Origin of the sequence: Stenotrophomonas sp. SY1, from assembly GCF_021202945.1 — a bacterium.
In the GTDB taxonomy this organism is placed as follows: Bacteria; Pseudomonadota; Gammaproteobacteria; order Xanthomonadales; family Xanthomonadaceae; genus Stenotrophomonas.
Map to the genome: position 1 here is coordinate 986272 of NZ_JAJOYR010000001.1, position 13272 is coordinate 999543.

8 protein-coding genes are annotated in these 13272 nt (G+C 67.0%); 5 read left to right on the plus strand and 3 right to left on the minus strand.

Translation table 11 applies throughout. The features are described 5' to 3' along the window. Positions 1-86: 86 nt before the first annotated feature. Positions 87-1559: a leucyl aminopeptidase gene (locus LR961_RS03915; protein WP_232147141.1), complete on the minus strand. Its 1473-nt coding sequence runs from the start codon at positions 1557-1559 to the stop codon at positions 87-89. 105 nt (positions 1560-1664) lie between these two features. Here LR961_RS03915 and lptF point away from each other — a divergent pair, with 105 nt between their 5' ends. Continuing rightward, positions 1665-2750 carry an LPS export ABC transporter permease LptF gene (gene lptF / locus LR961_RS03920; RefSeq protein WP_232147142.1) on the plus strand — a complete coding sequence of 362 codons (1086 nt, stop codon included), beginning with the start codon at positions 1665-1667 and terminating at the stop codon, positions 2748-2750. Beyond that, on the plus strand, positions 2747-3853 hold the full coding sequence (gene lptG / locus LR961_RS03925; RefSeq protein WP_232147143.1) for an LPS export ABC transporter permease LptG: 1107 nt from the start codon (positions 2747-2749) through the stop codon (positions 3851-3853). The genes lptF and lptG overlap by 4 nt, the downstream gene beginning before the upstream one ends. 117 nt (positions 3854-3970) lie before the next feature. Here the strand turns inward: lptG and LR961_RS03930 are convergent, their stop codons facing one another. Continuing rightward, positions 3971-4441 (minus strand): RDD family protein, encoded by a 471-nt coding sequence (locus LR961_RS03930; protein WP_232147144.1) that lies wholly within the window; start codon positions 4439-4441, stop codon positions 3971-3973. Between the two features lie 71 nt (positions 4442-4512). Between LR961_RS03930 and xerD the strand changes: the two genes are divergently transcribed. After that, the gene (gene xerD, locus LR961_RS03935) at positions 4513-5490 is read left to right on the plus strand and encodes a site-specific tyrosine recombinase XerD (protein ID WP_232147145.1); all 978 of its coding nucleotides are present in this window, start codon (positions 4513-4515) and stop codon (positions 5488-5490) included. A 311-nt stretch (positions 5491-5801) separates the two neighbouring features. After that, positions 5802-6593 carry a DsbC family protein gene (locus tag LR961_RS03940; protein ID WP_232147146.1) on the plus strand — a complete coding sequence of 264 codons (792 nt, stop codon included), beginning with the start codon at positions 5802-5804 and terminating at the stop codon, positions 6591-6593. A gap of 218 nt (positions 6594-6811) precedes the next feature. Here LR961_RS03940 and LR961_RS19305 read toward each other — a convergent pair whose 3' ends face one another. Beyond that, positions 6812-8977, minus strand: a complete 2166-nt coding sequence (locus tag LR961_RS19305) for a glycosyl hydrolase family 18 protein (protein WP_332311011.1) — start codon at positions 8975-8977, stop codon at positions 6812-6814. Between the two features lie 306 nt (positions 8978-9283). Here LR961_RS19305 and purL point away from each other — a divergent pair, with 306 nt between their 5' ends. Further along, positions 9284-13165: a phosphoribosylformylglycinamidine synthase gene (purL, locus tag LR961_RS03955; protein ID WP_232147147.1), complete on the plus strand. Its 3882-nt coding sequence runs from the start codon at positions 9284-9286 to the stop codon at positions 13163-13165. The last annotated feature ends 107 nt before the right edge of the window (positions 13166-13272 follow it).

The following is a 13272-nucleotide window of genomic DNA, read 5'->3' on the forward strand; positions in this document are numbered from 1 at the left end:
GGGAAGAAAGGAAAACCGGGGTCAGAGTCGGGTTTTGCCGGATGAAACCCGACTCTGACCCCGGTTCTTCCTTCCCCGGTTCCTGATCAGGCAGCGCGATCCAGCAGCCACTGGGTCAGCAGGCCGACCGGGCGACCAGTGGCCATGCCGCGCTTGCCTTCATCGCTGGCCACGCCGGCGATGTCCAGGTGCGCCCAGCGCTGGCCTTCGGCAAAGCGCGACAGGAAGCAGCCGGCGGTGATGGCACCGGCCCAGCGGCCGCCGATGTTGTAGACGTCGGCGAAGCTGGAATCCAGCATGCCCTGGTACTCGTCCCACAGCGGCAGGCGCCAGGCGCGGTCGAACACGTTCTCGCCGGCAGCGACCAGCTCATTGGCCAGGTCGTCGTGCTTGCTCATCAGGCCGGCGGTCTGGTGGCCCAGGGCCACCATGCAGGCACCGGTGAGGGTGGCCACGTCGATCAGCGCGGCCGGCTCGAAGCGCTGCGCGTAGGTCAGCGCGTCGCACAGGATCAGGCGGCCCTCGGCGTCGGTGTTGCCGACTTCGATGGTCTTGCCCGACATCGAGGTGATGACATCCGACGGACGGTAGGCATTGCCGTCGATGGCGTTCTCGACCGCCGGCACCACTACTACCAGGTTCAGCGGCAGCTTGGCCTTGACCGTGGCCACGAAGGTGCCGATGACGTTGGCGCCACCGCACATGTCGTACTTCATTTCCTCGATGCCGCCCTGGGTCTTCAGGTTGACGCCGCCGGTATCGAAGGTGATGCCCTTGCCGACCAGCACGTACGGCTTGGCGTCACCGCCGTTGTTCCACTTCAGCACCACCAGCTTCGGGCGGTTGGCCGAACCACGGGCCACGGCGAGCAGCGAGCCCATGCCCAGGGTTTCCATCTGCGCTTCGTCCAGGATCTCGGCTTCGGCGCCTTCATGCTCGGCGGCGAAGGCGGCCGAGGATTCGGCCAGGTAGGCCGGGGTGCAGAAGTTCGGCGGCAGGTTGCCCAGCTCGCGGGCGTACTCGACGCCGGCGGCGATGGCCTGGCCCTGCAGCAGCGCGGTTTCGTCGCTGCCGCTGATGGCCAGCGACTCCAGGCCCGGCGCTTCGGGCTTCTTCTTGCCCAGGGTGGCGGTGTAGCGGTAGCAGGCGTGGTTGGCGGCAATCACGGCCTGGCGGATGTTCCAGGCGGCGTCGCGACCGGCCACTTCCAGCTCGGCCAGGGTGAACAGGGCGCTGGCGGTGGCGCCGCTCTTCAGGGCGCGGGCGGCGTCGCCGACAGCCTTGATGTACTGGGGTACGCCGAACTTGGCCGGGTCGCCGAGGCCGACCACCAGCACGCGCGGGGCGTTCACGCCGTCCAGATCGTGCAGTACGGTGGTGTTGCCGGTCTTGGCGCCAACGTCACCGCGTGCGACCAGCGCTGCGATACGGCCGCCGGAAGCGACATCAAGCGCCTGTGCGGCCGGGGACAGCGTCTTGTCGGAGAAGGCGCCAACGATGACGCAATCAACCTCGGCGGAGGTCGGGGCGACGTGGTTCAGGGTGAATTGCAGAGACATTGATCAGATTCCATTGCCAAATCCGTACAATCGCGGACTACTTGCGCATGGCCGCTGGGGCCCGGCGTGCCGCGCACGAAACCGAGAGTTTAAACCACCGACCCCATGGCGAAGCTTGATCGTTACCTGCTGAGTGACTTCCTCCAGAGCTTTCTGGCCACTTTGACCGTGCTGTTGGTGGTGAGCGTGGGTGGCGTGCTGGTCGACATCCTCGGCCGCATTGCTGACGGGCGCATCCCCGCGGGCCTGCTGCTGTCCCAGCTGGGCCTGCAATTCATCGTTTACCTGCCCATCATCCTGCCGCTGGCGCTGATGCTGGGATTGGCGCTGGCCATCGCCCGGCTGTACCGCGACTCGGAAATGGCGGTGCTGACCGGTGTGGGCATTGGCCCCAAGCGCCTGCTCCGGCCGATCCTGATGCTGGTGGTGCCGGTGGTGGCCCTTGTCGGGGCCTGCTCGCTGTGGCTGGGCCCGTGGGCCGATCGCACCGCTGAGCGCATGCTCGAATCGGCCAGCCGCAGCGTGGTGGTGGCCGGCCTGGAGCCGGGCAAGTTCACCCCGCTGTCCGGCGGTGGCGTGGTCTACCTTTCCTCGCTCAACGAGGACGGCACCAAGATGGGCCAGGTGTTCATGCAGCGCCAGAAAGACGACCGTATCGATGTGGTTTCGGCCAATGCCGGCTCGGTTTTCTTCGAGGGCGAGCGCCAGCGCTTCCTCAGGCTGGAAGACGGTCACCGCGTCGAAGGTCCCGCGCATGGCGCGCTGGACTACCGCCTGATGCGCTATGGCCGCAATGAAGTGGCGCTGCCTGACCGCGATGAGATTCGCGACGAGAACAACCCTGAAATGCTGCCAACCTCGCGCTTGTTCGGCGATCCACGGCCTGAGGCGCAGGCGCAACTGCATTGGCGCATCACCCCGCCGCTGCTGGCTCTGGCGTTTGCCCTGCTGACCCTGCCGCTGGCCCGTAGTGCCCCGCGGCAGCAGCGTTACGGCCGGATCATGCTGGCGTTCCTGGCCTATATGGTGGGCATCAACCTGAGCATTCTGGGCCAGCAGTGGCTGGCCTCGGGCAAGCTGCCGATCGCAGCGGGCATGTGGTGGTTGACGTTGCCGCTGCTGGCCTTCGCGCTGTGGCTGTACTTCCGTGATGGACGAATGGCGCGACCGCGTGCGGGGGCAAACGCATGAGGCTGACACCGCGCATCCATGACGTTTACGTGGGCCGCAACGTGCTGCTCACGGTGCTGGTGGTGTGGATGGTGCTGCTGGGGCTGGACGCGATCATGGCGCTGTCCGGCGAAGGCAAGAACATCGGCACCGGCAGTTACACCTTCGGCCATGCGCTGGCGTGGACCGCCTACACCCTGCCGCGCCGCGCCTACACGCTGTTCCCGATGGCCGCGGTGATCGGTGCGTTGATGGGGTTGGGCCAGCTGGCGGCAACCTCCGAGCTGACCGCATTGCGCGCTGTAGGGCTTTCGCGGCGGCGCATCGCCATGTCGGTGGCGATCTCGCTGTCGCTGCTGACCGCGTTGATGGTGGTCAATGGTGAAACCCTGGCGCCGTGGGCGCAGAACCGTGCCGACGCGCTGAAGGCCAGCGCCAAGTACAACGCCGACATGACCACCGCGCGCTACTCGGGCCTTTGGGCGCGTGAGGGTGGCACGTTCCTCAACGCGCAAAGTGGTGAGGAGCAGCTGGACGAACAGAAGGGTACGCGTCTGGTGCTGCACGATGTGCGCCTGTACACGCTGGATCCGGAGGGGCGGCTGGCGTCGCTGACCTACGCGGCCACGGCCACGCATGACCGCAACGGTTGGACCTTGAACAAGGTACGCCGGGACGTGTTCGGAGAACGCTCGGTCACCCGCCAGGTAGTGGAGTCCGAAGCCTGGAATTCCAAGCTCGATGCCGCGGCGCTGGCTTCGGGCCTGGTGCGTCCGCGCAACCTCAGTGCAGGCGAGCTGAAGACCAGCATCGAGTACCGCAAGCGCAATGGCCTGGACGCGCGCGATTACGAAGACACGTACTGGGGCCGCTGGTTCTACCCGTTGAACGTGCTGGCGCTGTGCCTGGCGGCAGTGCCGTTCGCCTTCGGCTCGCTGCGGAGCGGTGGCATGGGCAAGCGCCTGTTCCTGGGCATGTTGTTCGCGCTGGGCTTCCTGCTGCTGCAGATGTTCTTCGGCCGCATGGCCGGCGCGTTGAAGTTCGATTACCGCATCGCCTATGCGATCCCGCCGCTGCTGATGCTGGGCATCTCGGCCTGGTTGTCGCGACGAAGAGTGGGGTGAGCCAGTGCCCGTGCCGCCGAGCCTCGCCCGGCGGCGCTCGGAGCGCTGGTGTCGAGTCACGCTCGACCGAAGCATTGGTGGTGCAAGTTGGCCGGGCATGGCTCGGCGCTACATGGTTCAGACCGGCTTTGGCAGCTTCACCAGCCGGGTACCGCTGAGCCGGTCATGCCAGGTCAGCCGGTCGCGGTCGATCAGGGCCCACCAGAAGCCCAGTCCGCCGCACAACAACGACAACGTGCCGACGGCATAACGTTTCCAGAGTGCGGCGCGGGTAATCGGCTGGCCGGACAGGCTGCGCAGATGCAGGTGCCACGGGCGCATGCCCAGCGTCTGCCCGCCACGCTTCCAGCTCATCGTGGCGTACACCCCCGCCAGCAGCCAGCAGCACAGCCACAGCAGCCACTGCAGTGCACTGAACGGGTGGATGTTCTCGCGTGTTGCATGCCCGGCCAGCGTGTAGCCGATGGTGAACAGCGCCGACACCAGCATCCACAGCGCGAGCACCGGCCACAGATCGTAGAACAGCGCGGCGAAGCGACGCGGGAGCTGGGCGGAGGGGCGGACCTCGATGGCGGCGGGTGTGCTCATGGGGCGAGCATACGGTCAGTGACTGTCCGGGTGCATGGGCAGGCGTGGATGCAGGCTCTATCCTTGCGCCGATGTCCACCGCACATACTCCTGCAGAACGCCGTCAGCTGGTGCAGCAACTTCCGCCGCTGGGCGATGCCGACGCGCGTCCCATCCAGCGCTTCCTGGATGCGATCTGGGCCGAACAGGGGCTGGCGCGCGCGTCGCTGGACAGTTATCGGCGCGATCTGGAAGGCCTGGCCCGCTGGCGCGATGGCGCCGCGGGTGGGTTGGTCGGTATCGACCGCGCCGGCTTGTTCGATTACCTGGCCTGGCGTACCCGCCATGGCTGGTCGGCGCGCAGCAACGCACGCCTGCTATCGGTGCTGAGAGCGTTCTACGGGCATGCGCTCAGGCGCGGCGAACGCCAGGATGATCCGTCCGCGTTGCTGGAACCGCCCAAGCTGCCACGCGCGCTGCCCAAGGCACTCACCGAAAGCCAGATCGAAGCCCTGCTGGGGGCGCCGGATATCGGCTCACCGGAAGGACTGCGTGATCGGGCCATGCTCGAATTGATGTACGCCGCCGGTCTGCGCGTGAGCGAACTGGTCAACCTGCCGGCCAATGCGGTCAACCTGCGCCAGGGTGCGTTGCGGGTGACCGGCAAGGGCAGCAAGGATCGGCTGGTGCCGCTGGGCGAGGAGTCGCAGCATTGGCTGGAGCGCTACCTGTCGCAGGCGCGGCCGCAACTGACCGGTGGCAGGAATGTGCCCGCGATGGAAGGTGGGCAGGTGCCGTTGTTCGTGGGCAGCGAGCGCAATCCATTGAGTCGGCAACAGTTCTGGTCACTGGTGAAGCGCTGTGCCGGTATGGCCGGGATCGATCCGGCGCGGATCAGTCCGCATGGTCTGCGTCACAGTTTCGCCACGCATCTGCTCAACCATGGCGCGGACCTGCGTGCCCTGCAGATGCTGCTGGGCCACAGCTCGCTGTCCACCACCCAGATCTACACCCTGGTCGCACGCGAGCACCTGCAGAAGCTGCATCGCAAGCATCACCCGCGCGGCTGAGCCGCTCCCGCGGCTTTTCCACAACGCATGTGGGGTGGGTTACGCACAAGCTGTGGATAAGCCTTGGCAGGCCTTGCGCCGCATGCGTTTCAGGCGCGTGGTGAATATTTGTCCAATCCGCGGCCGCAGGAGTGGCCTGGGCGACGAAGCCGTCGCCATCTCCGAAGCCGATGCCCACATGGCATCACCGAAGGCCATGCGCGTGCGAGGTCTCACCCTGGCTGTTGAAGGCGCTCGTGCAGGCGGCCTGCCGGCAGCGCAGGAGGCGGTATGCGAGAATCCGCCGGTACCTTTCTTTCCACGGATTGCCGATGTTCCGAATTGCCATTGCCGCGCTGTTGGGTGCGGCCAGCCTCACCGCCTGTGCACAACAGAAGGCGCCGGCCACCGGTAATGCCACCGCTGCCGCGCCGGCGACCGAAGGCCCGGTCGAGAAGCGCGTGCGTGATGCGCTCAAGGAGCTGGACCCCAATTTCAAGCCGGAATACATCGGTGCGGCACCGTTTCCGGGCTTCCGCGAGGTGATCGTTTCCGGTCAGGTGCTGTACGTCACCGACGACGGCCGTTACCTGATGCAGTCCCAGCCGTACGACATCGAGAAGCGTGCCATGGCCACCAGCCCGGGCCTGCTCACTCATCGCCGCACGTTGCTGGCATCGCTGCCGCATGCTGATCGCATCGTGTTTGCGCCGCCCAATGCCAAGTACACCATCAGCGTGTTTACCGATATCGAATGCGGTTATTGCCGCAAGCTGCATCAGGACATTGCCGAGCTCAACCGCAACGGCATCGCGGTGGAGTACCTAGCCTTCCCGCGCATGGGCTTGGGCAGCAAGGATTACACCGACATGATTTCGGTGTGGTGCGCCGCTGACCGCAAGGCCGCGCTGACCGCCGCCAAGGGCGGACAGGCAGTGCCGTCGGCAACCTGTACCAACCCGGTGGCCATGCAGTACAACCTTGGCCAGCAGTTGGGCGTGAACGGTACCCCGGCGATCTTCGCTGCCGATGGCAGCCAGTTGGGTGGCTACCTGCCGCCGGGGCAGATCAAGGCCGCGCTGGAGCGCATCGGAGCTGCTGCGACGGTTACCGCCAGCCCCTGAGGCGGCGCTCAAACGCAGATGAAAACAAACGTCCTCTCCGGTAACGGGGAGGGCGTTTTGCGTTGTGTTGCTGGGCAGATGCAGTGCCGAGCACGGCTCGGTGCTACAGGCGTTGTGCGTTTGGGTGGAATGGCATGACCGTCCAAAGAAACGCCCTCCCCGCCGGAGCGGGGAGGGCGTTCCAGTCCCACCCCCAGGCAGTCAGCAGCCTTGGCTGCTTATTTCAGTCCGTTGCTGATGGCGTTCACCAGCGTGCCCTGTGCGTCGTCGCCACTGAATTCCCAGAAGAACGCGCCGCCCAGGCCCTGCGCCTTGACGTAGGCCATCTTCTCGACGAGCAGCTCCGGCGTATCCACACTCCAGAACGTGGTGCCGTTGTACAGCCAGGTGGCCTTGGCGCTGTCGTCGCGGTAGACCGGCCAGCCGAGGCCCTTGAGCACCTTCCAGTCCTGGATGCCGGCCTCGTACTTGCCGGCAGCGGGTCGTCCGCCCTGATACAGACCGTTGTTGGTGGGCGCCACGTTGGTCCAGCCGCGGCCGTAGAAGCCGACGCCCAGATTCAACTTTGCGGCGGGCACGCCGCGCTGGAGATAGGCCTCGATCGCGTCGTTGCTGTTGTACAGCCGGGTATCGCCGGTGGATGGATCGGCGGGTGAATCAAACAACGCCGAATGGTGGTTGGTGCGCGGTGCCCAGGCGCCGTGGAAGTCGTAGGTCATCACGTTGATGAAATCCAGATAGCGGTGATAGCTGCCCGGATCGGTGGCGCGGATCTTGTCGATGCCGGCGCCGACCGCGACGGTCAGCAGCAAACCCGGGCGCACCGCATCGAGCTGGCGACGGAATTCGGCCATCAGTGCGGTGAAGTTCTCCCGGTCGGCCGGGCTGCCGCAGCTCAGGCCACAGGCGGCCGGATATTCCCAGTCCACATCGATGCCATCGAAGATGCCTGCCGCCACGCCTGGCCCACCGGCGTTGTCGGTGAACGGCAGGTTGCCCTTGATGTAGGCGTCGATACAGGACGCAACGAACGCCTGCCGGTTCTCCGGCCGCGCCGCGCTGGCAAAGCCGCGTGACCAGGTCCAGCCGCCCAGCGAGATCAGCACCTTCAGTTGCGGGTGCTTGGCTTTGAGCTGCCTGAGCTGATTCCAGTTGCCGCGCAGCGGTTGGTTCCAGCTGTCGCCCTTGCCACTGACACTTTCGCTGGCGCCGAAGGCCTTGGTGTAGTCGGCGAAGGCATCGCCACCGGCGCCGGTGCCGGGATCGGCGGACTGGCTGATCCCCACTTCGCAGCGGTTGTTGCGGACGTTGCCGAAGGCGTAATTGATGTGGGTCAGCTGCGCGGCCGAGCCGCTGCTGTCGATGTGCTTGACCCGGTAGTTGCGGCCATAGATACCCCACTGGGTGAAGTAGCCGATCACCCGCTTGGCACCACTGCCGGTGCTGCCATCGCTGCCGCCCGGATCACCACCTCCGGCGGGCAGGGTGCTGGCGTTGATCGGGGCGCTGCTGGCCGAAGCGTTGCCTGCCTTGTCGCGCGTGCGTACGGCGTAGCGATAGGCGCTGCCCGGTTTCAGGCCGGTGTCCAGATGTGCTGCGGTGGCTGGCGAGGCGACCAGGCGACCGTCGCGGTACAGGTCGTAGCCGGCCACGCCGCTCCCTCCCGGGTTGTCGCTGGCCGGGTTCCAGCGCAGTTGCAGGCTGACCCGGGTGTGCGCATGCACGGCCAGGCCGGTGGGCACCGACGGCGCGGTGGTGTCCTTGTTTTCCGCAGGCGCGGCGGTCACGCGCAGGGTGACTGTCGGCGAACGGGTGCTGGCATTGCGGTTGTCGGTGGCGACGGCACTGAGCACGTACGCGCCGGCCGGCACACTGCGCCAGGACACGCTGTACGGCGCCTGGGTGTCCACCCCGAGCGAGGTACTGCCGTGGAAGAATTCGACCTTGCTGATGCTTCCGTCGCTGTCGAAGGCATCGGCGCTGACGGTGATGTTGCTGCCCGCATCGAAGCTGGCGCCGGAGGCGGGCGAGGTCAGTGCCACACGGGGCGCCTGATTGGCCGACGGCGAGGGGCCGCCACCTTCGCTGTGGCTGCCGTCACAGCGGCCGAGATTGCGGTAGTACCGGCGCCCAGCGGGGTGATCGGGCGGCGCATTCCATATTTTCTGCTGGACCTGGTAGAGCACGCCGCCCTTGTGCAGGGTCTGGCCCGGTTGGTAGATGGTGGTGCCGATCCAGGGCTTCACCCCGGTGCAGTCGGCGGCACGGGCGGCGGGCAGGGCGCTCACGCTGCCGGCAATGGCAAGCGCCAACGCCCAGCGGACGCGGGGCCGGAAAACGGGCGGGCAGACACGCAAGGGGTGGCTTTCGGGATGGTCCGTCATGGTCAATCTCCTTGGGTTGGCAGGCGCGCGGCATGCCTTCGGCGTGGCAGGCGCGGATGCGCCTGGCCGGGGCCGGATTGCGGGGAAGTTCCGTGGGCGGGCAGTGGGCTGGCCTGCGGGCCGGGGCAGCGCCGCCGGCCGGGTGAGGATAACGGCGGCAAAACGTAACCCCACTTTCAACCTGCCGGCGGAGCGCCACAACGTGACCGAGGTCATCCCGAATGCCCGGCTGAACCGGAAAACAGGGGCGAGGCGGCCGACTCCGGTACAATGCCGGGCCCGATTCCTAACCATGGTCTCCCGGACATGATCGTCCTCGAGGGCGCAGCTGCCCTTTCGCCGTTCCGCCGCGAACGTCTTGAATCCCGCCTGCAGTCCATCGCCGCCGACCTGCGTATCACCGGTGCCTGGCATGTCTATTTCACCCAAGCTGCCGATGCCGGTGCGGTCGACCTGACCACGCTGGGCCGCATCGTGCAGGGCCAGCCGCAGCCGGCCGAACGCGCAGACGGCGCGGTGTCTCGCTACGTGGTGCCGCGCCTGGGCACGCTCTCGCCGTGGTCGAGCAAGGCCACCGAGCTGGTGCGCGGCGCCGGCCTGGCGATCCAGCGCGTCGAGCGCGGTACCCGCATCGACCTGAGCGGCTGGCCGACCGACCCGGCCCAGCAGGCCGCCGTGGCCAAGCTGCTGCACGACCCGATGACGCAGTCGCTGCTGACCGACATCGGGCAGGCGCAGGCACTGCTCACCAGCCTGGCGCGAGGCCAGCTGGAGCGCATCGCCCTGGCCGACCTGGAAAGCGCCAACAAGCGCCTGGGCCTGGCCCTTGCCGATGACGAGATCGACTACCTGCGCCAGCGCTACACCGAGCTGGGCCGCGATCCGTCCGACGTCGAGCTGATGATGTTCGCGCAGGCCAATTCCGAGCACTGCCGCCACAAGATCTTCAACGCCAGCTGGACGATTGATGGACACGAGCAGGACCGCTCGCTGTTCAAGATGATCAAGAACACCCACCAGCAGACCCCGCAGCACACGTTGAGCGCGTACAGCGACAACGCCGCGGTGATCGAAGGCGAGCCGGCCGCGCGTTACCGCCCGGACCCGGCCACCGGCAAGTATCGCAGCGAAGCGGTGGTACCCAGCGCCTTCCAGATCAAGGTGGAAACCCACAACCATCCGACCGCGATCGCCCCGTTTCCGGGCGCATCGACCGGCGCCGGTGGTGAAATCCGCGACGAAGGCGCAACCGGCCGCGGCGGCAAGCCCAAGGCGGGCCTGACCGGTTTCTCGGTCTCGCACCTGCGCATCCCGACCCTGCCGCAGCCGTGGGAAGCGCCGCGCGCGTTGAACCCGCGCATGGCACCGGCGCTGGACATCATGCTCGACGGCCCGCTAGGCGGCGCCGCGTTCAACAACGAGTTCGGCCGCCCGAACCTGCTCGGTTACTTCCGCAGCTTCGAGCTGCCCGAAGGCGAGATCACCCGCGCCTACGACAAGCCGATCATGCTGGCCGGTGGCCTGGGCGCGATCGACCGAGTGCAGGTGGACAAGCTGCTGCTGCAGGAAGGCGACGTGGTCATCGTGCTCGGCGGCCCGGCGATGCTGATCGGCCTGGGCGGCGGTGCCGCTTCGTCGGTGGCTTCTGGCGAAAGCGCCGAAGACCTGGATTTCGCCAGCGTGCAGCGCGACAACCCGGAAATGGAGCGTCGCTGCCAGGAAGTGATCGACCGTTGCGTTGCCATGGGCACCGACAACCCGATCAAGTTCTTCCATGACGTTGGCGCCGGTGGCCTGTCCAACGCCATCCCGGAACTGCTGCACGACTCCGGCGTGGGTGGTGTGATCGATATGGGCAAGGTGCCCACCGACGATCCGTCGCTTTCGCCGCTGGAACTGTGGTGCAACGAATCGCAGGAGCGCTACGTGCTGGGCATCCCGGCCGGGCGCTTGGCCGAGTTCACCGAAATCTGCGCACGCGAGCGTTGCCCGTTCGCCGCGGTTGGCATCGCCACCGCCGAGGAACGCCTGGTTGTCGCTTACGGCGCTACGCCGGGCAACATTCCGGCCGATGCACCGATCGACCTGCCGATGGACGTGCTGTTCGGCAAGGCGCCGAAGATGCATCGTGACACCACGCATCCGGCTGCACCGCGTTGGCCGCAGCTCAAGACCGCCGGCATCAACCTGCATGAAGCCGGCCTGCGCGTGTTGGCGCATCCGACCGTTGCTTCCAAGAGCTTCCTGGTCACCATCGGTGACCGCAGCGTCGGCGGCTTGACCGCGCGCGAGCAGATGATCGGCCCGTGGCAGCTGCCGATGGCCGATGTCGCCATCACCCTGGCTGGTTTTGACACCTACGCCGGTGAAGCGATGTCGCTGGGCGAGCGTACCCCGCTGGCCCTGCTCAACGCCGCCGCCTCGGCGCGCATGGCGGTGGGCGAAGCCATCACCAACCTGTGCGCCGCGCCGGTGACCTCGCTGGACACGGTGAAGCTGTCGGCCAACTGGATGGCCGCCTGCGGCCATGACGGCGAAGACGCGCTGCTGTACGACGCGGTCAAGGCGGTGGGCATGGAACTGTGCCCGCAGCTGGACATCAGCATCCCGGTGGGCAAGGACTCGCTGTCGATGCAGGCGCAGTGGCAGGCTGACGGCAAGGCCGAGAAGTCGGTGTCGCCGGTGTCGCTGGTGATCTCGGCGTTCGCGCCGGTGGTCGATGCGCGCCAGCAGCTGACCCCGCTGCTCGACCGCGAGACCGAAAGCGAGTTGTGGCTGATTGGCCTGGGTGCTGGCAAGCAGCGTCTGGGTGGTTCGATCCTGGCCCAGACTCAGGCCGACCACAGCGCCTTGCCGGCGTTTGCCGGTGAAGTGCCGGACCTGGACGATCCCGAGCGCCTGCGTGGGTTCTTCGAACTGATCCGCGATGCACGTGAAGCCGGCCTGCTGCTGGCCTATCACGACCGCAGCGACGGTGGTGCGTTCGCCGCGCTGTGCGAGATGTCGTTCGCCTCGCGTCAGGGCCTGGACATCGTGCTCGATGCCTGGGGCGATGATCCGTTCCGCAGCCTGTTCAATGAAGAACTCGGCGCCGTGGTGCAGATCGCCAGGGAAGACCGCGCCGCGTTCGCCGACCTGGTCGAACGCCATGCACTGACCGAATGCGCGCAGCGCATCGCCCGCCCGACCACCGCGCCGGTGGTGCGCGTGCAACTGGGCGGCGAAAGCCTGGCCGAATGGCGCTGGGAAGAGTTGTTCGATGCCTGGTGGTCGGTGACCCACGCCATGCAGAAGCTGCGTGACAACCCGGAAGCGGCCGACCAGGAACGCGCGGTGGCCCGCAACTTCAACGCCCCGGGCCTGAAGCCGAAGCTGAGCTTCGACCCGGCCGAGGACGTGGCGGCACCGTTCATCGCCACCGGTGCGCGGCCGAAGATCGCGATCCTGCGCGAGCAGGGTGTCAACGGCCAGATCGAGATGGCCAACATCTTCGAGCGCGTTGGTTTTGATGCCTACGACGTGCACATGAGCGACCTGATCGCCGGCCGCGTGCAGCTGTCCGATTTCCGCGGCCTGGCCGCGTGCGGCGGCTTCAGCTACGGCGACGTGCTCGGTGCCGGCCGTGGCTGGGCGACCTCGATCCTGGAGCGCCCGGCGTTGCGTGAGGCGTTCGCCGCCTTCTTCGCCCGCCCGGATACCTTCGCGCTGGGCGTGTGCAATGGTTGCCAGATGATCAGCCAGCTCAAGGACATCATCCCCGGTGCCGAGCACTGGCCGACCTTCCTGCGCAACCGCAGCGAGCAGTTCGAGGCCCGTACCGCCCTGCTGGAAGTGCAGGAGTCGCCGTCGATCCTGCTGCGTGGCATGGCCGGCTCGCGCCTGCCGGTGGCCGTGGCCCACGGAGAAGGCTATGCCCACTTCGACAGCGCGGTGGACCAGGCGGCGGCCAGCGTCGCGTTGCGTTACGTCGATGGTGATGGCCGCGTGGCCGAGCAATACCCGCTGAACCCGAACGGTTCGCCGGACGGCATCACCGGCCTGACCAGCAGCGATGGCCGCGTCACCATCCTGATGCCGCACCCGGAGCGCACCCCGCGCACGGTCAACCTGAGCTGGGCACCGAGCAGCTGGGGCGAGGACTCGCCGTGGCTGCGGATGTTCCGCAATGCGCGCGTATGGTGCGGCTGAGCCCGTTCCAGCGGGATTGAATCCCGTTCAGGCACAAGGCCGTCATGAGAACCCGCAGACCCCGGTCTGCGGGTTTTTTATTGTGCTGAACAGGGGCGGTGATTGGC